This window comes from Pseudomonas sp. RGM 3321 (genome assembly GCF_022836805.1).
In the GTDB taxonomy this organism is placed as follows: domain Bacteria; phylum Pseudomonadota; class Gammaproteobacteria; order Pseudomonadales; family Pseudomonadaceae; genus Aquipseudomonas.
The window spans coordinates 178789-201001 of the sequence record NZ_JALHBH010000116.1; the positions used below are offsets into that span (position 1 = coordinate 178789).

Consider the following 22213-nt stretch of genomic DNA (forward strand, 5'->3'; position numbering starts at 1 on the left):
CGGCCTAAAAGCGGCTCATGCGTGCTGCACGCCGGCGCGCTTGAGCAGCCGCTTGCAGCGCTCGGACAGATGCACAACACGCAAATGCTTGCCCGCTTTGACATAGCGCTCGCGCAAGGTCTTGAGCGCAGCAATGGCCGAGTAATCGACGAAACTCAGGTGGCGGCAGTCCAGTGTCACCTGTGCCGGGTCCTCGGCCGGGTTGAACTGGTCGAGAAACGGCGTGGTCGAGGCGAAGAACAGCGTGCCGTGCAGGTGATAGACCTTGCTGCCGTCGGCCTCTACATGGCTGTCTGCATACAGCTCGCGGGCCTGCTGCCAGGCAAAATTTATCGCCGCGATGATAATGCCGAACAGCACCGCAGTGGCCAGATCGGTAAGCACCGTGACCACGGTCACCGCAATGATCGCCAACACGTCATTGACCGGCACCTTGCGCAGCACACGCAACGAGGCCCAGGCGAAGGTCTGCTGAGCGACCACGAACATCACCCCGACCAGCGCCGCCAATGGAATGCGCTCGATCAGCGGCGACAGAAACAGCACGAACATCAGGATCATCAAACCCGCTACCACGCCCGACACACGACCGCGGCCGCCGGAACTGAGGTTGATCACCGTCTGGCCGATCATCGCGCAACCGCCCATGCCGCCGAAGGCACCGGACACCACGTTGGCAGCGCCCAGTGCCACGCACTCACGATCCGGATAACCACGGGTTTCGGTGATCTCGTCGGTCAGGTTCAGGGTCAGTAGGGTTTCGAGCAGACCGACCAGCGCCATCAGGATGGCGTACGGGGCGATGATGCGCAGGGTGTCCAGGCTCCACGGAATGTCCGGCATGGCGAATACCGGCAGGCCACCGGCAATGTGCGCCATGTCGCCCAGGGTGCGGGTCGGCAGGTCGAGCAGGTAGACCGCCAGCCCGATGCCTAGAATCGCAACCAGCGCAGGCGGTGCAACACGAGTCAGGCGCGGCAACAGATAGACAATCGCCATGGTCAGCGCCACCAGACCGAGCATCACGTACAGCGGCTTACCGCTGAGCCATGACTCACCAACCTTGAAGTGCTCCAGTTGCGCCATCGCAATCACAATCGCCAGGCCGTTGACGAAGCCCAGCATCACCGGATAAGGCACCAGCCGCACCAGTTTGCCGAGCCGCAGCAGCCCGAACAGGATCATGATCAAACCGCCCAGCAGCACGGTCGCCAGCAAATACTGCACGCCGTGCTGCACCACCAGCGCGACGATTACCACCGCCATCGAACCGGCCGCGCCGGAGACCATACCCGGACGCCCGCCGAACAGCGCCGTTAGCGTACAAATGATGAACGCGCCGTAGAGCCCCATCAGCGGGTTGAGATGGGCCACCAGTGCAAAGGCAATGCACTCGGGCACCAAGGCAAAAGATGTCGTGAGCCCGGCCAGGACTTCGGCGCGTATACGGATTGATTTCATGGGTTACCTGAACCGCGCCCCGTGGAGGAAGCGCAAAAAAGGAGGCATATTACGCAAACCCGCCGCCACCGACCACCGCAGCAAGGCTTCAAAACAGCGTTCTTCGATGATCGGCGGCGACCCAAAACAACAAGGAATCATGTGATGCCATGGAATAAGACACTGTTATGCGCGGCGCTTGTGCTGAACGCGTCCCTTGCCTGCGCTCAAGACCCGGCACCTGACCTTGATGCCGTTGTGCAGCAAGCGGCGCAGCAGGCGATGCAGGAAAACAACATTGCAGGCATGTCCATCGCCATCACCCGCAACGGTACACAACAGTTCTATAACTACGGCGTCGCCTCAAAAGCAACCGGCCAGCCGGTGTCCAGCGATACGTTGTTCGAACTGGGCTCGATCAGCAAAACCTTCACCGCCACACTGGCCACCTGGGCGCAGGCCAATGGGCAGTTGTCGCTGACCGACAGCATCGACACCTACCTGCCGCAATTGAATGACACACGTCTGGGCAAGATACCGGTCTTTCACCTCGGCACCCACACAGCAGGCGGTTTCCCCCTTCAAGTGCCCGACAAGGTGCAGAACACTCGCCAATTGATGGACTATTTCAAGGCCTGGCAGCCCGACTACCTGCCCGGCACTCACCGCACCTATGCCAACCCCAGTGTGGGCCTGCTCGGTATGGTTGCGGCGCGCAGCATGAAGCTGCCGTATGAAAAAGCCCTCCAGCAGCGCCTTTTTCCGGCGCTGAACCTGAGCAACACCTACGTGACCGTGGCCGACGAAAAGCAGGCGCTTTATGCGCAGGGCTACAACAAACTCGACGAACCGGTCAGAGTTAACCCAGGTCCTCTGGCGAGTGAAGCCTACGGCGTGAAATCGAGTGCTCGGGACATGATCCGTTTTGTCGAGGCAAACCTTGGGCCTGGTCAATACGACGCGCCGCTGCAACGCGCGCTCAGCGACACACGGATCAGCTATTTCAAAGTCGGCGGCATGACTCAGGATCTGATCTGGGAGCAGTATCCGATGCCGGTTGGCTTGGCGCAGCTGCTTGAAGGCAACGCCAGTGCCATGCTGAACACCCTCAAAACCGAAGTGATCGAGCCGCCGCAGGCAGCGCAATCTGCGGTCTGGGTCAACAAGACCGGATCAACCAACGGTTTCGGTGGCTATGTCGCGTTCATACCGGAAAAACAGCTCGGCATCGTAATTCTGGCCAACAAGAACTATCCGAATGAAGAACGGGTAAGGCTGGCCTACCGGATTCTCGGCGAGTCAGGGTGCTGTTCAAAGCCCTGAAAAAAGCCCTGTTCCCTCGGCAGCTTCGATTTCAAGCAGCTTGCGCTTGCGCTCGACACCCCAGCGATAACCGGATAACGACCCGTCGCTGCGCACGACCCGATGGCAGGGAATGGCAACTGCCAGCGTGTTGGCGCCGCACGCATTCGCCACTGCGCGAACCGCGCTGGGCATACCGATTCGCGTGGCGATATCGGTGTAGGTTGCGGTCGATCCGGCAGGTATATCCCTGAGCGCCTGCCATACCCGCTCCTGAAAAACCGTGCCGCGGATATCCAGCGGCAGCGCGAGGCCGGTCGCAGGCGACTCGACAAAGCCCACGACCTGGGCGACAAGTTGTTCAAACTCTTCATCCCCGCCGATCAGATTGGCATTGGGGTACTGATCCTGAAACTTTTCGACCAGAACATTGGGGTCGTCTCCGAGCGAAATGGCGCAGATGCCCTTGGGACTTCTGGCCACCAGAATCGACCCCAGCGAGCTTTCACCCAATGCAAACCTGATATCGACATTAGCCCCACCTGCCCGGTATTCAGAAGGTTTCATGCCCAGCATTTTTTGCGAAGCCTCATAGAATCGACTGTTGGAGTTGAAACCTGCTTCATACAGCGCACTGGTGATGGTCACGTCGTGGGAAAGCTCGACTTTCACTCGCGAGCGCAAGGAAGCAACGCTGTAGGCTTTGGGCGTTAACCCGGTGAGCTTCTTGAAAGTGCGGTGAAAATGAAAACTGCTCATCCCGACCTTCTCCGCAAGCGCAGCGAGATTGGGCATCGAGTCGCAGGCGTCTATCAGCCTGCAGGCTTCGGAAACGGCCGAGGCATGCTTGAGGTCCACGCTTTGCTGATCACTGCCAGTGCGCCGCGACGGGCGAAACCCGGCAGCTTCAGCCTCGCTCGCCGAGGCAAAGAACACGACGTTTTCCGGTCTTGGGAGTTTGCTCGGGCTGCCGGGTTTGCAATAGATACCGGTTGTCAGCACACCGTAGACGAAGTCAGCACCTGGACGACGATTGAGCAGGATCTCCCAGCGCGGGTCCTCTTCGGTCCGTAGCGCGCACGCTTTCAACGTGCCGTTCATGTTTTCCATGCTGATGGCCTGTCTTGAGTTTCGATGAGCCTATCCCTGCCGCAACGCCCAGGCACTCCGAGTCTTGCTTTCAAATTCGAGATAAATCGATGTCGCTGAAGTTGGTGGGTACTCGCCACAAATACCAGGCGGCAATCGTCCTGTAAGGGCCGAACCGTTCGCCAATTCTGGCCATTTCCCTATGACCCGGCTTGAGTTCGAGAGCATACAGCCGTCGATAGCCTTCGCACACGCCATAGTCGCTGGCGGGCATCACGTCCATCTGGCCCAGACCGTAAATGAGCATCATCTCAACCGTCCAGCGACCTACGCCCGGCAACTGGATGAGGCGCTCGACAAGCGCTTCATTGCTCATGGCCAATGCAGCGCTGACATCGGGGACAAGACCGTCGACCCGTGCCGCGGCAATGGCTTTGATCGCACGGCACTTGGACGCCGAGAAACCGCAGGAGCGCAGTGTTTGCTCATCCAGCTCGACCAATGCCTGTGCGGCCGGAAAGGCCGCGTCTGGAAACAGGGCGCGCAGCCTCATCACCATAGCGTCACCCGCTTTGGCATGCAGTTGCTGATAGGCGACGGCCTTGATCAGCGCCTGGAAAGGGTCCTGCGCAGCAGTGACGGGGTGCAGACAGGGGCCGACGTGATTGATCAGTGACTCCCACCGCCTGTCGATGGCTTTGAGCATTTCGACCGCCTCTGCATGTGCAGCAGCGTTCGCGTCACGTGGCGGTACGCACTCGCTACAAGGTGCGTCTGATTCTGATGACATTGTGTTTTCCAAATTGAAATAGGCAGGTCAGGCCACCCAGTGGGCCGCCCCGGTGCTTCTTACGCTCAAGTCAGCCCAGCTGAACCTGACCTGAACAACCTGCCAAAACCGGGACGCAGATAAAAAACAACTACCCGCAGTCAAGAATGAGTATCATTATGTTACGCAGTGTTTCCGGCTATAGCTCGCTGAAGCACGTTCACCCTACAGTTTTGACCCGGTGAGATATGCTCGTTCCATTTTTGATCATGCTGCGCGAAGGCATAGAAGCCGCGCTGATTGTTGGCATTATCGCCAGTTACCTGAAGCAGACCGGCCGCGGCGAGTGGATGCCTGCGGTGTGGATCGGCGTGTTCCTTGCTGCCGCGCTGTCGCTGTTCGTCGGTGGCGGGCTTGAGTTGATGAGCGCCGAGTTCCCGCAGAAGCAACAGGAGTTGTTCGAAGGCATTGTCGGCCTGATCGCCGTGGGCATTTTAAGCTCGATGGTGTTCTGGATGCGCAAAGTCGCCCGCTCGATCAAGCACGCTTTGCATGAATCTCTGGACGCTGCCCTCACCGGCTCGAAAAACCAGACCTACGCGCTGATCGCCATGGTGTTTTTCGCCGTGGCCCGCGAAGGGCTGGAGACCGTATTCTTTCTGCTCGCGGTGTTCCAGCAGAGCGAAGGCTCGGGCGCACCGCTGGGTGCCCTGCTCGGCCTGTTGCTGGCCGTGGGCTTCGGCGTAGCCATTTACAGCGGCAGCATGCGCCTGAACCTGGGCCTGTTTTTCCGTTGGACCGGGCTGTTCATTCTGGTGGTAGCCGCGGGCATTCTCGCCAACTCTGTTCAGGCTTTGCATGAAGCCGGGATCTGGAATCACCTGCAGGAAGTGGTCTTCGACATCAGTGCACGGTTGCCGATGGACGGCCCTGCCGGTTCGGTGCTGGCAGGCATGTTCGGTTACCAGGACGCGCCGACGGTCAGCACTCTGAGTGCCTACCTGATTTACCTGATCGGGGCACTGCTGCTGTTCTTCATGCCGCACACCCCGGCGTCCGGCAAGACCCTACAGCCGAAAACATCTTCTGTGACGAACGAATAAGGGCACTCATGTCTATCCGTACCCCAGGGCCTTCCGAAAACGCCCGGCCGCCCCGTGCCCTGCAATTGGCTGTCGCCGGTTCGGTGATCCTGATGATTGCCGCTGGCGGGCTGTTCTATTACGCCTCGCAGGTCGCCGCAAAAAAGCGTGCAGCCAATGCAGGCACTGAAACCGTGGTCAATATTCACGCCCGCAACTGTGAGCCGAATGTGCTGACAGTGGCGGCGGGCAAGAATGCCTTCCGCATCGTCAACCGCTCGGAACGCGCCGTCGAATGGGAAATTCTCGATGGCGTGCTGGTGGTTGAAGAGCGGGAAAACATTGCGCCGGGCTTGAGCCAGGTGATCAATGCCAATCTGGCGCCCGGCGATTACGCGATCACCTGCGGCCTGCTCAGCAACCCGCGTGGCACCTTGCACGTCACCCCGACTGCCGAGTCAGATGCAAAAGCCAAGGCACGCCCGTCGATGACCGCCTTCATCGGCCCTCTTTCCGAATACCGGGTGTACCTGAGCCTGCAAGGTTCGGCACTGATCAAGGCCGTGACGGCTCTGCAACAGGCCATTGACGCTGGCGACCTGAGCGCCGCTCAGGCGGCCTATCTGCCCGCCCGCACCGCGTATCAGCGTATTGCTCCCGCTGCTCAGCGCCTGTCGGAACTGGACAATGCCATCAATGCCCGCGCCGATTACTACGAGAAGCGTGAACAGGATCCGGGCTTTACCGGCTTCCACCGCATTGAATACGCATTGTTCGATCAGCACAGCGTCGAGGGCCTGTCGCCCGTCGCGCAGCGCCTGCAAACCGATGTCACTCAGCTCAAACAGCAGTTGATGGCGCAATCGCTGGCCCCCGAACAACTGGCGGCCATCGCCATCCGCACGATGCGCAGCCTGGCTGATGTACGCAGCAACGGCGAAGAGGAACGCTACAGCCACAGCGACCTCAACGGCTTTGCCGCCAATCTGGACGGTACCCGCAAAATCGTCGATCTGCTGCGTCCGTTGCTGACCCGCAGCGCTGCCGATCTGCTGCAAAAAATCGATGCGGCCATGGCGGATCTGGACACCACACTTGATGCGTTGAGCACCGCTGAGGGAGGCATGCGCCCCTATGACCAGGTGGACGAGACCCAGCGTCGGCAAATCGCCGCCAAGGCTGGCGCGCTGGCTGACGCACTCACCGGCATCGACGCGGCACTTGGCCTTTCTGACCTCTGATTCACTGGAGCACAGCACACTACGATGAAAAACCCAGACAGCAATTCAGACGCTACTAACGCCCCCGCTTCAATACAGCGTCGCCGTGTCTTGATGGGGCTCGGTGCTGCCGGTGCCGCGCTGGCTGGCAGCAGCCTGAGCGGCAACGTACTGGCCGCAACGCCGGCGCAAGTCACCGAAGCGCCCAACAGCGAAAAGACCCAGGACCACAACGACTTTCATGGCCTGCATCAGACCGGCATCGTCAACCCGCGTCCGGCCGCAGGCATGCTGGTCGCGTTCGACGTGCTGGCTGCCGACCGCGAAGATCTCGAGCGCCTGTTCCGCACGCTCAATGAGCGCATCGCGTTCCTGATGACCGGCGGCCCGGTGCCGGAGATTGATCCGAAACTACCACCGCCTGATTCCGGCATTCTTGGACCGGTGGTCACCCCGGACAACCTGACCATTACCGTGTCGGTAGGCGAATCGCTGTTCGATGAGCGCTTTGGCCTGACCCCGGTCAAACCCAAACGCCTGATCCGCATGACCGGCTTCCCCAACGACGCGCTGGACCCGGCCAGTTGTCACGGCGACCTGAGTATTCAGTTCTGCGCCAACACCGCCGACAGCAACATTCACGCCCTGCGCGACATCGTCAAAAACCTGCCTGACCTGTTGCTGGTGCGCTGGAAACAGGAAGGCACCGTGCCGCCGCAGGCACCGAAGAAGCCTGGTCAGCCGCCGGAAAGCGCGCGCAACTTCCTCGGTTTCCGGGATGGCTCGGCAAACCCGGATTCCAACAACCAGAAGACCATGAACGAGCTGGTCTGGGTGCAGCCGGGCAGCGATGAGCCAGCGTGGGCCGCCAATGGCAGCTATCAGGCCGTGCGGATCATCCGTAACTTCGTGGAACGCTGGGACCGTACGCCATTGCAGGAGCAGGAATCGATTTTCGGTCGCAGCAAAATTACCGGTGCGCCTATGGACGGCAAGGTCGAGACCGACGTACCCAACTATGCAGCAGACCCGGAAGGCAAGAAAACCCGACTGGATTCGCACATCCGCCTGGCCAACCCGCGTACCGCCGAGAGCCAGCGCAACCTGATCCTGCGGCGTCCGTTCAATTACTCCAATGGGGTGAACAAGAACGGTCAGCTGGACATGGGCCTGCTGTTCATCTGCTATCAGGCTGACCTGGAAAAAGGCTTCATCACCGTTCAGACCCGCCTCAACGGCGAGCCGCTGGAGGAATACCTCAAGCCGGTCGGTGGTGGTTACTTCTTCACCCTGCCGGGGGTAACCGGTGACCAGGATTTCATCGGCCGCTCGCTGCTGGCAGCGGCGTCGCCCACTAAAACCGCATGACCTACCCACTCCAGACCCGGAAGACACCCATGAAAAAGACGCCCCTGGCTTTGCTCTTGACCCTTGGCCTGCTCCAGACGCCACTGGCTGCCTTTGCCGCCACCGCGCCGCTGGACCTGGTAGGTCCGGTTTCGGACTACAAGATTTACGTGACCGAAAACATCGAAGAACTGGTCAGCCACACCCAGAAGTTCACCGATGCCGTGAAGAAGGGCGACATCGCGACGGCCAAAAAGCTGTATGCCCCTACCCGCGTGTACTACGAGTCGGTAGAGCCGATTGCCGAACTGTTCAGTGACCTGGATGCATCCATCGACTCACGCGTCGACGACCACGAGCAAGGCGTTACGGCAGAAGACTTCACCGGTTTCCATCGTCTGGAGTACGCGCTGTTCTCGCAGAACACCACCAAGGACCAGGGCCCTATAGCCGACAAGCTGATGAGCGACGTGAAGGACCTGGAAAAGCGCGTAGCCGACCTGACCTTCCCGCCTGAGAAAGTCGTCGGTGGCGCAGCAGCCTTGCTGGAAGAAGTAGCGGCGACCAAGATTTCCGGCGAAGAAGACCGCTACAGCCACACCGACCTGTATGACTTCCAGGGCAACATCGACGGTGCGAAGAAAATAGTCGACCTGTTCCGCCCGCAGATCGAGCAGCAGGACAAAGCCTTCTCCAGCAAAGTCGACAAGAACTTCGCCACCGTGGACAAGATTCTGGCCAAGTACAAGACCAAGGACGGTGGCTTTGAAACCTACGACAAAGTCAAAGAGAACGACCGCAAAGCTCTGGTCGGCCCGGTCAACACCCTGGCCGAAGACCTCTCGACCCTGCGCGGCAAACTGGGCCTGAATTGACCTGAAACGCCGCGCCTGAAAGCGCTTTTTAACGCGATGGCACTGACGACGCAGAGTGCGACGTCAGTGACGGCTGAGTTCTGGCGCTGATCCGGGGGTAGCCTGGCAGGACGCCAGGCTAGCCGCACCGGGCCATGGATGGCCCGTTGCGGCGACCCCCGGATCAGTGTCAGGACGAAGGAACCCGACGAAGTCGGGCCGGAAACAGGAGCGAAAGGCTTTGGTTACTTTGGCCTCATCAAAGTAACTCGCCGAGGGGCGAAAAGGTGACTTGAGTCGAGCCTACATCCACCTGACACCACAGAACCGCTGTGTGACGCAGAGCGTCACGAACGGCATTCCCACGCTGGAGCGTGAGGAACGATAATCTCACTACCGCCATCGTGCGACGCTCTGCGTCCGCGCCTAGATCCCGCTGAACCAGTTGTAGCCCTGATCCTCCCAGTACCCGCCGGGGTTTTCGTTGCTGACGAAGATCTCGACGATGTGCTTGGGGTTCTTGAAGCCCAGCTTGGTCGGCACCCGCACCCGCAACGGGTAACCGTAATCAGGTGGCAGGGCCACTTCACCGAAGTCCAGCGCCAGCAACGTCTGCGGGTGCAGCGCAGTGGGCATATCCAGGCTTGAATAATAGCGATCGGCACACTTGAAGCCGACGAAACGTGCCGTGGTATCGGCACCGATATACTCCAGAAACGTCTTCAGCGGCACACCGCCCCATTGTCCTATCGCGCTCCAGCCCTCAATGCAGATCAACCGCGTAATATCGGTGCGTTGCGGCAATTTGCGCAGAGCACCCAGCGTCCACGGCTGCTTGTCACGCACCAGCCCGGACACCGCCAACCGATAGTCGGAAAGCTCCACCTCCGGCACGTTATATTCAGGGTAGAACGCATTGAACGGGAACGGGTTGATCAACTGCGCCTTGCTGTAGGTCGGCGCCAGCTTCTGGCCGTTGAACAGCCAGGCCTGAACCCGGTCATTCCAGCGCGACATGGCCCACAGCACCTTATCGACCTGATCGCCATCCTGCAGGTTGCAGCCCGTGAGCATCGACATCGCGCCCACGGTCAGCCCCGCGCGCAGAAACGAGCGGCGCTGGATATCAGCCAGCTGACGCTGCTGCGCAGGCTCCAGAATGATGCGCTGAGTCGTACGTTTACGTGGTTCGTTCATGATTGCGCAGTTCCATCTTCGTTCGGCTGGCGGCCGCCGGTAATCATGGGTAACAAGGTACTGGGCACCAGCACGACCAGCACCAGATGAACAACAACAAACGCGCCGATGGCGGTCATCGCGCCAAAATGCACCCAGCGGGCAAAATCGAACCCGCCCAGCAGGGCAACCAGGCCCTGAAACTGCACCGGTTTCCAGATAGCCAGCCCGGACACCACGACCAGCACGCCCATGATCAACACCAGCCAGTACATCAGCCGTTGCACCGCGTTGTAACGGCCTTTGACGTGGGCCAGGCGAAAATGCAGCGCATCACTCATGTCACGCTTCACTTCAGAAGGGCGAACCGGCAGCAGATCGCGTTTGAAGTGGCGGCTGAATACGCCATACAGCACATACAGCAGGCCGTTGATTACCAACAGCCACATGACCGCGAAGTGCCAGGCAATGGAGCCGCCCAGCCAGCCGCCGAGGGTCAGGAATTTGGGAAAGGTAAATGGCATCAGTGGCGATGCGTTGTAAATCGCCCAACCGCTCATGAACATGCAGACCATGCCCACGGCATTGACCCAATGCGTCAGGCGCACCGGCCACGGGTGAATGGGACGGGTTTTCATGTCGAGATTCCTCTGAATCAGGCATGGCCGGGAATGTCAGCAGCAGCCAGCCACTGACATCCTCGGCGGCGATCACATCGGCGGGGTAAAACCGTCCTTGCCAACTGCCACACCGCGTGCCGACTTGCCGTCGTCAGCCGGGAACACCACGACCTTGGCACCTTTGGTCAACTGGTCGACCTTGCCCGGTTCAACGTAGGCGATAGGCACGTCCTGCGGAACCACCAGCTTCTTCTCGCCACCCTCGTACTTGACGGTCAGCGTGCGACCATCAGCCCCGGCCAGCGTGCCGACGGTGCCATTGGTCATGGTGCCCGTGCTGCCATCAGCGTTTTCCCAACCATAGTGACCTTCGCCACTGCCTTTGAGGCTTGCTTCAAAAACGGTCACTTCCAGCGCTTTCAACGTGCCATCAGCCTGGGGAATGGCAGCCGAACCCACGAAGCTGTCACCTTTGATCTGCTTGAAATCGGCTTCGGATACAAGACGAATACCGGTCTTTTCAGTCAGTTTGATGCTCTGGTGCTGGCCCGCACGGGTGGTGAAGTCAAGTGTGTCGGCGCTTACGCTGTCGACGGTCCCGCGCATGGGTTTGACCACCTTCATGTCAGCAGCCTGAGTCATGACAGCAGCGCTGAGCAACAGCAGGCCGAACGTTGTAGAGAGTGCAGTCTTCATCGGTACTTCCTTGGCAGTTGATATCTGAAACCCATCCTTGCACCGCTACCGGCACCGCAGAATGACCGGGCAATGACATTTTTGTCATTCGCCGGACACCTTGTCGGCAACTGGTTAGACTTTGGCATCGGTGCACCGTGGGTGCCTGCAAAAGCGTAGCGGACAAAACGATGCATATCCTGCTGATTGAAGACGACACCAAAACCGGCGAATACCTGAAGAAGGGCCTGGGTGAGTCCGGCTACAAGGTCGACTGGACCCAGCACGGTGCAGACGGCCTGCACCTGGCCCTGGAAAACCGCTACGACCTGATCGTGCTGGACGTGATGCTGCCGGGCATCGACGGCTGGCAGATCATCGAAGTACTGCGCGCCCGGCAGGACGTGCCGGTGCTGTTTCTCACCGCGCGCGACCAGTTGCAGGACCGGATTCGCGGGCTGGAGCTAGGCGCTGACGATTATCTGGTCAAGCCGTTTTCCTTCACTGAACTGCTGCTGCGCATCCGCACCATCCTGCGCCGGGGTGTGGTACGCGAGGCAGACCACTTTCATCTGGCCGACCTTGAACTGGACCTGCTGCGCCGCCGCGTGACGCGTCAGCAGCAGGTCATCGTGCTGACCAACAAGGAGTTTGCCCTGCTGCACCTGTTATTGCGCCGCGAAGGCGACGTGCTGTCACGGGCACAGATTGCCTCGGAAGTCTGGGACATGAATTTCGATAGCGACACCAATGTCGTGGACGTCGCCATCAAGCGCCTGCGCAGCAAGGTCGACCTGCCCTACCCGGTCAAGCTCATCCACACCGTGCGCGGTATCGGTTATGTGTGTGAGGTGCGGCCATGCGACGCCAGCCTTCCCTGACCCTGCGTTCTACCCTCGCCTTCGCGCTGGTGGCCATGCTTACGGTCAGCGGCGCGGGCCTTTATCTGTACCAGTCCATAGAGGAAACGGTGATGCAGCGCAGCGACCACGCGGTACTGGCGCGGCTAGATCATTTCCGCAAGCTGTTGCGCTATGACCTGACGATGGACAACCTCAAAGGCAGTCCGCAACTGTTCGAGAACATGCTCGACAGCGAGGAAGATATCTTCATCATTGGCGAGCCGGGCAAGCCACCGGTGATATCGGTCAACCCGCAACGCGCGCCGCTACCAGAACTGCCGACCGTGGCGCAGGATCAGCCATTACGGGTCGATGACCTGCGCAGTGGCCTGAGCCTGCAAGGCGTGCCGTTGCGTGCAGCCGCGGTACAGGTGATGTCCAATGGCGTTGAAGTGCGCTTGCAGGCCGCGCACCTGATGGTCAAGGAAATGGCCATGCTCGCCAGCTTCCGGCAGAGCATTTATATCGCCGTTGCGCTGGCGTTCCTGATTACCGCCGTGCTGGGTTACGTATTGCTGCAACGCGGCTTGCGCCCACTGCGCAGAATGGCTGCCCACGCTGCCGCAATCACCCCGGCCAGCCTTCACAAACGGCTCGACAGCCACGACACGCCTGTCGAGCTGCAACAATTGAGCGATGCCTTCAACGCCATGCTTGACCGTCTGGACGATGGCTACCGGCGCCTGATGCAGTTTTCTGCCGATCTGGCCCATGAAATTCGCACACCGGTCGGCTCGCTGATGGGCCACTGTCAGGTCGCCTTGCGCCAGAACCGCAGCGCCGATGAATATCAAGCCCTGCTGGCTTCCAATCTGGAAGAGCTGGAACGTATCTCAAGGCTGGTGGAAAGCATCCTGTTTCTGGCACGAGCGGACGAAGCCCAGGCCGCGCTGGAACGCCAGCCGCTGGACCTGCACGATGAATTGCAACGCGTGGCCGGTTATTTCGAAGGGCTGGCTGAAGAACGTAATCTGTGGCTGAGCCACAGCGGACAAGGTACGTTGCTGGCCGACCCGATCCTGCTGCGCCGTGCACTGAGCAATCTGGTCGCCAACGCAATTCGCTATGCGAATGAAAACAGCGAGATCCTGATTCGTGTTGCGGCAGTTGATCGTCAGTGGCGAATCGAGGTAGAAAATCAGGGCCCGGTCTTGCCACACGCCACGCTCGCGCGACTGTTCGACCGTTTCTATCGGGGTGACGCCTCACGCCATGAGCGATCGGACTCCAACGGCCTGGGGCTGGCCATTGTTACGGCAATCATGCACCTGCATGGCGGGCGGGTCGAAGTGGCTCAACCCGCCGCCGGCAGAATCTGCTTCAGTCTGATATTTCCAGCGATATGAATCTTCCAGACCGCAATGATCAATTCTTTTTCTCGTGGGCAATGGCCAGCTTGTAGAAAGTGGCGGAACCGCCTTCAGTGGTGTAACCGGTATTGTCCTGGGTATAGACCCCTGCCTTGAAGTAGAACAGTTTACTGGCCCAGGCTGAATCCAGCTTGGCGTACCAGACTGCGTCAAAGGCATTGACCGTCAGGTCGCCGCTGGGCGACAGGTTGATGGTGTAGTTGAACTGCTTGTTGAGCGGCACGCCCTGCGCAATGGTAATGACCTCGATTTCCGAGTCTGGCGTACGACGAAACTTGGCGACGATATTGCCGGTCTGCAGCTTCTCCTTGTACTGGTACTCAACCTTCAGCAGCGGTTCGGTGCTCTGGTAGCAGTGAATCTGACCGATCACGATTTTGCCCGTGGAAGGTACTTGATCGACTTCCAGCGTCGCGCGCAGAAAATTGTCAGCGCTTGAGTAGGCCCAGTTGAAGACCCTGCCATCGGACGTCGTCTCGCGTAATTCGGAGCGCGGGTACTTGGCGTTCTCTGTGGTGGAACCGGTCACCGGTGCCCAGAAAAACAGCGTATCTCCGGATTGAAAATAGCCATCCCGATAGCCCTTCACCAACTTGGGGGTTTCGATGATGGTCGCGGGACTTCCGACAGGGACGGAAAGATTCCAGGTGGCAAGGTCGATCATGGAGTAGCTCGCAAGGTACGCATTACGCACCGACAGATGGCTCTGGAACGGGTGTGCTGGCCCGTTGTGGTCAACCAGACTATCGGCTGAATCGTTTATTTTTTAAACAGCAACAACAAGACACTGACGCCAATAAACCGCCACAAAACAGCCAATGCCATTACTTTGATGTCAAATCTTCCTGCAAGGCGAATTGCCATCCATTTGCTGCAGGCAGCGATTCATCAGGACCCTCCTATCGAATGCCGCGTCATTTTTTTGAATGGGCCTGGGCAAAATCACCCGATTTTTGAACAATTTACCGACGAACGGTAGAAACTATTTTTTAAAAAAATGAACTTTCAGCATTGCACGCTGACGCGGGCGACCGTTTATCGCCCTTTTGATGGGTAAAACCGGTTGGCGGACGCTTGAATAAGCGAAAAGTCTCCACTCGGCAGTTTCGGGTTGACTGTAAGAATTTGTTACGGGATATTAGTTAGCATCCTACTAATGTCCTCCCTAACAATATTGCTCCTAACTAAATTCAATCCTGACTCAACCCGGTGATTCATGCTTGTCGATCCACTGCATCGCGCTGTCAGCAGCGGCCTGGTAGCCGCCTCTCGCCAATGGCGACGCATTTGCCACAACACACTGGCCACCTATGAAATTTCTGAAGCGTGCGCCGGGCCACTGCTGGCCATTGCACGCCTGGGTGACGGCGTGCATCAGGTAAAAGTCGCGCAGGCGGCTGGCATGGAAAGCCCGACACTGGTGCGCCTGCTCGACCAGCTGTGCAAGGCCGGCATCGTCTGCCGCAGCGAAGACCCCAATGATCGCCGCGCCAAGGCCCTGAGCCTGACCGACAAGGGCCGTACACTGGCAGGCTCGATAGAACTGGAACTGACGCGTCTGCGGGCGGATGTGCTTCAGGGCCTTCAACCCGCCGATCTCGAAGCCACCTTGCGGGTATTCCAGGCCTTCGCCGAGGCTGCACAAGGTGAGCACGGGGGGCCGGTTTGAGCGGATTTTTCTCCAGCGTCCCACCGGCACGCGACTGGTTCTACGGCGTGCGTACCTTCGGCGCGTCGATGCTGGCGCTGTACATCGCGCTGTTGATGGAAATGCCTCGCCCCTATTGGGCGATGGCCACGGTGTACATCGTCTCCAGCCCCTTTGTCGGCCCGACCAGTTCCAAAGCGCTGTACAGGGCCGCCGGCACCCTGGCCGGTGCAGCGGCGTCGGTGCTGCTGGTGCCGATGTTCGTACAGACGCCCTTGCTACTGGCCATCGTGGTCGGCCTGTGGACCGGCACCCTGTTGTTTCTGTCCCTGCACTTGCGTACTGCCAACAGCTACGCACTGATGCTGGCGGGTTACACCATGCCGCTGATTTCCCTGCCGGTGGTCGACAACCCGCAGGCCGTATTCGATATCGCCGTGTCGCGTACCGAAGAGATTTTTCTCGGCATCATCTGCGCCGCCGTCGTAGGTGCGATGTTCTGGCCCAGACGCTTGGCACCGGTGTTTCAGGCCACCACAGAAAAATGGTTCAGTGACGCCTCGACCTACAGCCAGCGCTTTATCAGCCGCACCTGTGAGCCCGAGGAAATCGGCGCACTACGCAATTCGATGGTCGGCAGCTTCAACTCGCTGGAAATGATGATCGGCCAGTTGAGTCACGAAGGCGCACGCAAGCAAACCGTACGCAACGCCAATGAACTGCGCGGCCGAATGATCCATCTTTTGCCGGTCATCGATGCACTGGATGACGCATTGTGGGCGCTGGAGCGACGCACGCCTGAGCTGTTGGCCAGTCTGAAACCCGTGCTTGAAAAGGCTTGCGACTGGCTTGAAAGCACTGCCGACGGCCCGCAACGGGAGCAATGGCAACAGTTGCACGGTGAGCTGGAACGCCTCCAGCCGAACTCCACACAACTGGACGACCGCGATCAACTGCTGCTCTCCAATACACTGTTCAGGCTCGGCGAGTGGATCGACCTGTGGCTGGATTGCCGGACCCTGCAATATGCGATCAAGACAGACGATCAATCTCAATGGAGAGCGGTCTATCGCCACTGGCGTCTGGGTCGGCTGACGCCGTTTCTGGACCGCGGCCTGATGCTCTATTCAGTGACTTCGACGGTACTGGCGATCATCGCTGCATCGGTGTTGTGGATTCTGCTGGGCTGGAAAGACGGTGCCAGTGCCGTGGCATTGGCAGCAGTGTCGTGCAGTTTCTTTGCAGCCATGGACGACCCTGCCCCGCAAATCTACCGATTCTTCTTCTGGACCCTGCTCTCGGTGGTATTTGCCAGCCTGTACCTGTTCGTGGTGCTGCCTAACCTGCACGACTTCCCGATGCTGGTTCTGGCCTTTGCGGTGCCCTTCATCTGCGTCGGCACCCTGACTGTGCAACCGCGTTTCTTTCTCGGCACACTGCTGACCATCGTCAACACCTCGTCGTTCATCAGCATTCAGAGCGCCTACGACGCGGACTTCATGAACTTTCTCAACTCCAACCTGGCCGGTCCTGCCGGGCTGTTGTTCGCCTTTATCTGGACGCTGGTGTTCCGCCCGTTCGGCGTTGAACTGGCGGTCAAGCGTCTGACCCGTTTCAGTTGGCGTGACATCGCCAGCCTCAGTGAAGACTCGTCTCTGGCCGAACACCGGCGCATGGGCGTGCAAATGCTCGACCGTTTGATGCAGCAACTGCCGCGTTTGACGCTTACCGCGCAGGACACCGGAATTGCCCTGCGTGAAGTGCGGGTCGCGCTGAATATGCTCGACCTGCTGGCCTACACCCGACGCGCCACGCCTGCCGCACAAGTGTTGTTGCGTCAGGTGATCGATGAAGTCAGCGGCTACTTCAAGCACTGTCGCAAGGCCGGTGAAAGGCTGCCCGCGCCCCGCGGCCTGCTGATGGCAATGGACCGCGCACGCCGTTCGTTGACGGCGCAGGAGATGGGCGACAACCCGGCCCGGCTGCACCTGTTGCACGCCCTCAGCGGCCTGCGTCTGGCCTTGTTGCCGGGGGTCGAGATTGTCACCGTGGGCGGCGAACTGACCGAGCAACTGCCGCATAACATCGATGGAGCGCCCCTGTGATCGGTGATCTGGATATCAGCGGGATCTTCATCCCCACGTTCCTGGCGATGATGGGCATCGCCTATCTGCTGTTTCTTGTCGTGCACGCAGTGCTGTCGCGTGCCCACTTCTACCGTCTGGTCTGGCACCGGGCTTTGTTCAACGTAGGTCTATACGCTTTGTTGCTCGGCGCCGTGGATACTCTAAGTCGATACCTGATGACATGAAAAAACCGATACTGACACTGGGCCGCGTGGTCCTGACCCTGCTGATTGTCACTCTGGCTGCCGTCGTTGTGTGGCGCATGGTGATGTATTACATGTACGCGCCATGGACCCGCGACGGGCATATTCGTGCCGATATCGTGCAAATCGCGCCAGACGTGTCCGGGCTGATCCAGAAGGTCGAAGTCACCGACAATCAGCCCGTGCACAAAGGCCAGGTGCTGTTCACCATCGATCAGGACCGCTTCCGTCTGGCCTTGCGTCAGGCGCAGGCCACAGTCGCCGAGCGCCAGGAGACCTGGGAGCAGGCACGCCGCGAGAACAAGCGTAACCGTGGCCTGGGCAATCTGGTGGCGCGTGAGCAACTGGAAGAAAGCCAGTCGCGCGAAGCCCGCGCCCTTTCTGCGCTTGGTGAATCAAAGGTCGCAGTGGATGCCGCGCAGTTGAATCTGGATCGTTCGGTGATCCGCAGCCCGGTGGACGGCTACCTCAATGACCGTGCGCCCCGCGACCATGAGTTTGTCACCGCCGGGCGTCCGGTGCTGTCGGTGGTCGATGCCGCATCGTTCCACATCGACGGCTATTTCGAAGAAACCAAACTGGACGGCATTCATGTCGGCCAGGGCGTCGACATTCGCGTCATCGGTGACAACGCACGGCTGACCGGCCACGTGGTGAGCATCGTTGCCGGCATCGAAGACCGCGACCGCAGCAGCGGCTCGAACCTGCTGCCCAACGTCAACCCGGCCTTCAGCTGGGTGCGTCTGGCACAGCGCATTCCGGTGCGCATTGCCTTCGATGACGTACCTGCCGACTTCCGCATGATCGCCGGGCGTACTGCAACGGTGTCGATCATCGACGATACGCGGGAGCGCACACGATGAAACGTGCCTTACGCGTGGCCGCACTCGGTTTTACTGCTGTGCTGTCGGCCTGTCAGGTAGTCGGGCCGGATTACCAACTGCCCAAGGATGGCGCGATCAATCGTCCGGATTTACAGGGCGAGCTGGCCGGGCGCTCGGTCAACACGGTATCGGCCCCGGTGCCTGCGCACTGGTGGCGGCTGTATCAGGATGCGCGTCTGGATGAACTGGTGCGCCAGGCCATCGCCTCCAATACCGACCTGCGCATCGCCGCCGCCAACCTGCAGCGTGCCCGCTACCAGACCTCGGAGGCCGAAGCGGCGGGCGGTTTTACCAACGGCGCGAAAATTGGCGCACAGCGCGTGCAGGAATCGGGCGAAGCGTTTTTGCTGACCGACAAGGTGCCGGTCGCCAACGTCGGGGATGTGGGTCTGACTACGTCGTATCAGTTCGATCTGTTCGGCACCTTGCAGCGCGGTATCGAAGCAGCGCAGGCCAATGTCGATGCCAATCAGGCGGCGGTCGATACCGCACGCATCACCGTGGTCGCCGATGTGGTTCGGGCCTACACGCAGATTTGCGCGGCCAACGAAGAGCTCGACATCGCCCGCGAATCGCTGGACCTGCAACAACAGAGCGTGACCCTCAACCAGCGTCTTCGCGATGCCGGGCGAGGCGATGAAACCCAGGTCACTCGCTCGCAGACGCAGTTCAAGTCATTGCGCGCCGAAATGCCCCGTTACGAAGCGCGGCGTCAGGCGGCGATGTTCCGCCTGTCGATGCTGCTGGCCAAACCCGTGGAGCAACTGCCCGCCGGGGTCAGCAGCTGCAACGCGCTGCCGCACATTGCGCAGGTCATGCCGGTGGGCGACGGCGCAACACTGCTCAAACGCCGCCCGGATGTGCGTCGGGCTGAACGTCATCTGGCGATGTCGACTGCTCAGATCGGTGTTGCCACCGGCGAGTTGTATCCTGACATCAGCATCGGCGCGAGCATCGGCACTACCGGCCTGATCGAGAACCTTGGCAAACCGGCCGCCAACCGCTGGGGCTTCGGGCCGCTGCTGAACTGGACCATCCCGTCCAACGGCTCACGCGCACGCATCCATCAGGCTGAAGCCTCGGCCCAGGCTGCTCTGGCTCGCTTTGACGGTGTGGTGCTCAACGCCATCCGTGAAACCCAGACCGGCCTGGCGCAATATACCGCCCTGCTCGACCGCCGCGATGCTCTCAAGGAAGCCGAGCAGTCGGCCAAGGAAGCCGCTGACCAGACCCACCGCTTCTACCAGGCCGGACGCGCCTCGTTCCTCGCCGACCTGCAAGCCACCCGCACCTACACCGACGTACGCGCACAGATGGCAGAGGCCAACACCCAAGTGGCCATGGGACAGATCAACCTGTTTCTGGCACTCGGCGGCGGCTGGGAAAAGGATGACGTGGCGCAGAAGTAGGAAAGGCGTTCGCCTCGCCATCAGGCCTCGTTCGGATTGATCAGTGCCCTCAGGACATGGTCTTCCCAGACGCCAGCAATTTTCAGGTAGGCGCGCGCGTACCCTTCCTTTTCGAAGCTGAGTGATTGCAGAAGTCGCTCGCTGCGTACATTGGCTGGCATGTGGCTGGCCATGATTCGATGCAGCCCCATCTGTTCGAAACAATAGCGATTGGTCACCTCAAGCGCCCTTTTCATCAAGCCACGCCCCTGAGCAGTCTCTGCCAGCGAGAAGCCGAGACTGCAGGCCTGAAAAACGCCCCTCACGATATTCGTGTAACTGCACCGCCCCAGCAATTCGCCGCCGTCTGGCTCGGTGACGAGGAAGAAAATCGCGCTGCCGGCCTGCATGCTTTCCCACTGCTGCTGAACCCTTGATCTGGCGTTTTCGAGGATGAAATAGTCATCGTCCCTCAACGGTTCCCAAGGCTGCAGATGCTTGCGATTGGCCTTTTCATACCAGTTGATCAACTCGCAATCATCAAACGCCAATACCCTGATCGAAAAGCCCTCACCCGAATACTGCATGCATCCTCCCGCGTCAGCCATTGCCGACGCTCACCACCTGGCTTGTTATACGTAGCCCTGATGATTCCAGCACTGGACGCTCTACGCCACAAGAGGACGCGGAGCGTCCAGAACGGTATGCGACGCAGAGCGACGCACGATAGTCAGGGTATGGTTCCTCACGCTCCGCGTGGGAATGCCGCTCTGGACGCTCTGCGTCCGATCTTGAGTGGTCGGAGCGTTACATCTTCGGAGAATACGCTCGACTCAGACTTCCAGTGCCCGCAGGCGTTCCTGGCGGCGTTCGTCCTCGACAGTCGTTGCAGGCTGGAGCACAAAGTCGAAGTCTATGTCTGCGTGGCGGCCGTTGGCGTCTTCGGTGAAGCGAATTTCGGCGATCAGTTCATCCCGCGTGGCGTAGGCAAAATCATCGTGCAGGTACCTGTCGCCCGCCAGATTGATCTGCGTGGTGAGGTGACGATGGCCAGGCGCTGAAATGAAGAAATGAATGTGTGCCGGACGTTGACCATGGCGACCCAACTGGTCGAGCAATTGCTGAGTCGGCCCATCCGGCGGGCAGCCGTAGCCTGATGGCACGATGCTCTGGAAGCGGTAGCGCCCTTGTGTATCGGTGCGGATCCGGCGACGCAGGTTGAAAGCCGATTGTGACGGGTCGAAATACGAGTAGGTGCCCCTGGTATTGGCGTGCCACACATCGACGATGGCATTGGCCAGCGGCGCTCCGTCGGTGCCGCGAACCTGGCCGGTCATGAACATTACGTTTGCAGGATCCTGACCATCGTCCAGGCGGGCATAGTGATCGGACAGCGGAGCACCCGCGACATACAGCGGCCCTTCAATGGTCCGCGGGGTGCCGCCAGTCTGCCCGGCCTGTTCGTCCTCAGCGTCCATCAGCAAATCCAGGTAATGCTCGAGCCCCAGCCCCGCCACCAGCAAACCGGCTTCCTGACGGCTGCCAAGCACGTTGAGGTAATTGACGGCTTTCCAGAACTCTTCCGGCGTAATACGCAGGTCTTCGATGATTTTTATCGTGTCGGTCAGCACCCGATGCACAACGCTTTTCATCCGTGGGCTGCCGCCTGGCTGGTCAAGGCCGCAAGCCTCATTAAAGAACTGTTGTACATCATCAGTCTGGGAAATGCGTACGCTCATAGTCTTGTCCTCATCGGTGTTCATTGTTGTTTTGTGGGTGTCGGGCTGAAAAGGCACTAACTCAGCGGTCGTCTTGATGGATGGAAGACGGGTGCCTGCACAGGGCCGTAACCTCGATTTCCATGTAGGGATAAAGCGGCAGTTGCAGCAATGTGTCGTGCAGTGCCTGGGCGTCTGCCACATCAAAAATACTGACGTTGGCGTACAGCCCGGCGATGCGCCACAGATGGCGCCAGGTGCCCTCTTCCTGCAGACGCTGGGCCAGGGCTTTTTCATCAGCCTTGAGTCGAGCGGCCTTGTCGACCGGCATATCGATCGGAAGTTTGACGGTCATGCGGACGTGGAAAAGCATGTTGTGGATATCCTCGTGGCTAGTCTT

The 22213-nt window shown here is 59.7% G+C and carries 24 protein-coding genes; 14 read left to right on the forward strand and 10 right to left on the reverse strand.

The genetic code is table 11. The annotated features are described in order from the left end of the window. Positions 1–15: 15 nt before the first annotated feature. Positions 16–1461 (reverse strand): SulP family inorganic anion transporter, encoded by a 1446-nt coding sequence (locus RGM3321_RS19845; RefSeq protein WP_244394519.1) that lies wholly within the window; start codon positions 1459–1461, stop codon positions 16–18. On the opposite strand from RGM3321_RS19845, the gene RGM3321_RS19850 reads away from it, so the two are divergent. Both RGM3321_RS19850 and ampC read left to right on the forward strand, forming a co-directional pair. Continuing rightward, the gene (locus RGM3321_RS19850) at positions 1460–1606 is read left to right on the forward strand and encodes a hypothetical protein (protein ID WP_005744526.1); all 147 of its coding nucleotides are present in this window, start codon (positions 1460–1462) and stop codon (positions 1604–1606) included. The two genes, RGM3321_RS19845 and RGM3321_RS19850, sit on opposite strands and share 2 nt — an antisense overlap. Then, positions 1606–2763 carry a class C beta-lactamase gene (gene ampC / locus RGM3321_RS19855; RefSeq protein ID WP_244394520.1) on the forward strand — a complete coding sequence of 386 codons (1158 nt, stop codon included), beginning with the start codon at positions 1606–1608 and terminating at the stop codon, positions 2761–2763. The genes RGM3321_RS19850 and ampC overlap by 1 nt, the downstream gene beginning before the upstream one ends. On the opposite strand, the gene ada is transcribed toward ampC, so the two are convergent. Together ada and RGM3321_RS19865 are read right to left on the reverse strand one after the other, a co-directional pair. Then, positions 2752–3852: a bifunctional DNA-binding transcriptional regulator/O6-methylguanine-DNA methyltransferase Ada gene (gene ada, locus RGM3321_RS19860; RefSeq protein ID WP_244394521.1), complete on the reverse strand. Its 1101-nt coding sequence runs from the start codon at positions 3850–3852 to the stop codon at positions 2752–2754. The genes ampC and ada overlap by 12 nt on opposite strands. A gap of 70 nt (positions 3853–3922) precedes the next feature. Further along, complete coding sequence (locus RGM3321_RS19865; RefSeq protein WP_244394573.1) at positions 3923–4537, reverse strand: DNA-3-methyladenine glycosylase 2 family protein; 615 nt, start codon at positions 4535–4537, stop codon at positions 3923–3925. Positions 4538–4848: 311 nt separating this feature from the next. Here RGM3321_RS19865 and efeU point away from each other — a divergent pair, with 311 nt between their 5' ends. Genes efeU through efeO (RGM3321_RS19885) form a run of 4 tightly spaced genes read left to right on the forward strand, consistent with a single transcriptional unit; the run spans position 4849 to position 9124 of the window. Beyond that, entirely contained in the window at positions 4849–5703 is an 855-nt protein-coding gene (gene efeU / locus RGM3321_RS19870; protein ID WP_244394522.1) for an iron uptake transporter permease EfeU, read from the forward strand. Between the two features lie 8 nt (positions 5704–5711). Then, positions 5712–6923: an iron uptake system protein EfeO gene (efeO, locus tag RGM3321_RS19875; RefSeq protein ID WP_244394523.1), complete on the forward strand. Its 1212-nt coding sequence runs from the start codon at positions 5712–5714 to the stop codon at positions 6921–6923. A gap of 24 nt (positions 6924–6947) precedes the next feature. Further along, positions 6948–8270: an iron uptake transporter deferrochelatase/peroxidase subunit gene (gene efeB, locus RGM3321_RS19880; protein WP_244394524.1), complete on the forward strand. Its 1323-nt coding sequence runs from the start codon at positions 6948–6950 to the stop codon at positions 8268–8270. 29 nt (positions 8271–8299) lie between these two features. After that, positions 8300–9124: an iron uptake system protein EfeO gene (gene efeO / locus RGM3321_RS19885; RefSeq protein WP_005733750.1), complete on the forward strand. Its 825-nt coding sequence runs from the start codon at positions 8300–8302 to the stop codon at positions 9122–9124. A 405-nt stretch (positions 9125–9529) separates the two neighbouring features. Here efeO (RGM3321_RS19885) and RGM3321_RS19890 read toward each other — a convergent pair whose 3' ends face one another. The 3 genes from RGM3321_RS19890 to RGM3321_RS19900 all read right to left on the reverse strand — a co-directional run bounded on the left by RGM3321_RS19890 (position 9530) and on the right by RGM3321_RS19900 (position 11595). Continuing rightward, complete coding sequence (locus RGM3321_RS19890) at positions 9530–10300, reverse strand: molybdopterin-dependent oxidoreductase (RefSeq protein WP_244394525.1); 771 nt, start codon at positions 10298–10300, stop codon at positions 9530–9532. Then, positions 10297–10917 (reverse strand): cytochrome b/b6 domain-containing protein, encoded by a 621-nt coding sequence (locus RGM3321_RS19895; protein ID WP_244394526.1) that lies wholly within the window; start codon positions 10915–10917, stop codon positions 10297–10299. Before RGM3321_RS19895 ends, RGM3321_RS19890 begins: the two co-directional genes overlap by 4 nt. Positions 10918–10989: 72 nt before the next feature. Beyond that, a complete protein-coding gene (locus tag RGM3321_RS19900) occupies positions 10990–11595 on the reverse strand; it encodes a hypothetical protein (protein ID WP_004657065.1) in 606 nt (201 codons plus the stop codon). A 170-nt stretch (positions 11596–11765) separates the two neighbouring features. On the opposite strand from RGM3321_RS19900, the gene RGM3321_RS19905 reads away from it, so the two are divergent. After that, positions 11766–12455, forward strand: a complete 690-nt coding sequence (locus RGM3321_RS19905) for a heavy metal response regulator transcription factor (protein WP_002554192.1) — start codon at positions 11766–11768, stop codon at positions 12453–12455. After that, complete coding sequence (locus tag RGM3321_RS19910; RefSeq protein ID WP_244394527.1) at positions 12434–13822, forward strand: heavy metal sensor histidine kinase; 1389 nt, start codon at positions 12434–12436, stop codon at positions 13820–13822. The genes RGM3321_RS19905 and RGM3321_RS19910 overlap by 22 nt, the downstream gene beginning before the upstream one ends. Before the next feature lie 19 nt (positions 13823–13841). Here the strand turns inward: RGM3321_RS19910 and RGM3321_RS19915 are convergent, their stop codons facing one another. After that, on the reverse strand, positions 13842–14510 hold the full coding sequence (locus RGM3321_RS19915) for a polysaccharide lyase family 7 protein (RefSeq protein ID WP_005733740.1): 669 nt from the start codon (positions 14508–14510) through the stop codon (positions 13842–13844). Between the two features lie 53 nt (positions 14511–14563). Between RGM3321_RS19915 and RGM3321_RS19920 the strand changes: the two genes are divergently transcribed. From RGM3321_RS19920 to RGM3321_RS19945, 6 genes are all read left to right on the forward strand, one after another. After that, positions 14564–14803 carry a hypothetical protein gene (locus RGM3321_RS19920; RefSeq protein ID WP_244394528.1) on the forward strand — a complete coding sequence of 80 codons (240 nt, stop codon included), beginning with the start codon at positions 14564–14566 and terminating at the stop codon, positions 14801–14803. A 259-nt stretch (positions 14804–15062) separates the two neighbouring features. Then, the gene (locus RGM3321_RS19925; RefSeq protein ID WP_244394529.1) at positions 15063–15515 is read left to right on the forward strand and encodes a MarR family transcriptional regulator; all 453 of its coding nucleotides are present in this window, start codon (positions 15063–15065) and stop codon (positions 15513–15515) included. Further along, positions 15512–17599 (forward strand): FUSC family protein, encoded by a 2088-nt coding sequence (locus RGM3321_RS19930; protein ID WP_244394530.1) that lies wholly within the window; start codon positions 15512–15514, stop codon positions 17597–17599. The genes RGM3321_RS19925 and RGM3321_RS19930 overlap by 4 nt, the downstream gene beginning before the upstream one ends. Further along, positions 17596–17805 carry a DUF1656 domain-containing protein gene (locus RGM3321_RS19935; protein ID WP_003315925.1) on the forward strand — a complete coding sequence of 70 codons (210 nt, stop codon included), beginning with the start codon at positions 17596–17598 and terminating at the stop codon, positions 17803–17805. The genes RGM3321_RS19930 and RGM3321_RS19935 overlap by 4 nt, the downstream gene beginning before the upstream one ends. Next, positions 17802–18686 carry an HlyD family secretion protein gene (locus RGM3321_RS19940; protein ID WP_244394531.1) on the forward strand — a complete coding sequence of 295 codons (885 nt, stop codon included), beginning with the start codon at positions 17802–17804 and terminating at the stop codon, positions 18684–18686. The genes RGM3321_RS19935 and RGM3321_RS19940 overlap by 4 nt, the downstream gene beginning before the upstream one ends. Then, entirely contained in the window at positions 18683–20116 is a 1434-nt protein-coding gene (locus RGM3321_RS19945; RefSeq protein ID WP_244394532.1) for an efflux transporter outer membrane subunit, read from the forward strand. The genes RGM3321_RS19940 and RGM3321_RS19945 overlap by 4 nt, the downstream gene beginning before the upstream one ends. Before the next feature lie 20 nt (positions 20117–20136). Here the strand turns inward: RGM3321_RS19945 and RGM3321_RS19950 are convergent, their stop codons facing one another. The 3 genes from RGM3321_RS19950 to catC all read right to left on the reverse strand — a co-directional run bounded on the left by RGM3321_RS19950 (position 20137) and on the right by catC (position 22186). Further along, a complete protein-coding gene (locus tag RGM3321_RS19950; protein WP_244394533.1) occupies positions 20137–20682 on the reverse strand; it encodes a GNAT family N-acetyltransferase in 546 nt (181 codons plus the stop codon). A 246-nt stretch (positions 20683–20928) separates the two neighbouring features. Further along, positions 20929–21834, reverse strand: a complete 906-nt coding sequence (catA, locus tag RGM3321_RS19955; RefSeq protein WP_244394534.1) for a catechol 1,2-dioxygenase — start codon at positions 21832–21834, stop codon at positions 20929–20931. Positions 21835–21895: 61 nt separating this feature from the next. Then, positions 21896–22186 carry a muconolactone Delta-isomerase gene (catC, locus tag RGM3321_RS19960; RefSeq protein ID WP_244394535.1) on the reverse strand — a complete coding sequence of 97 codons (291 nt, stop codon included), beginning with the start codon at positions 22184–22186 and terminating at the stop codon, positions 21896–21898. Positions 22187–22213 lie beyond the last annotated feature (27 nt).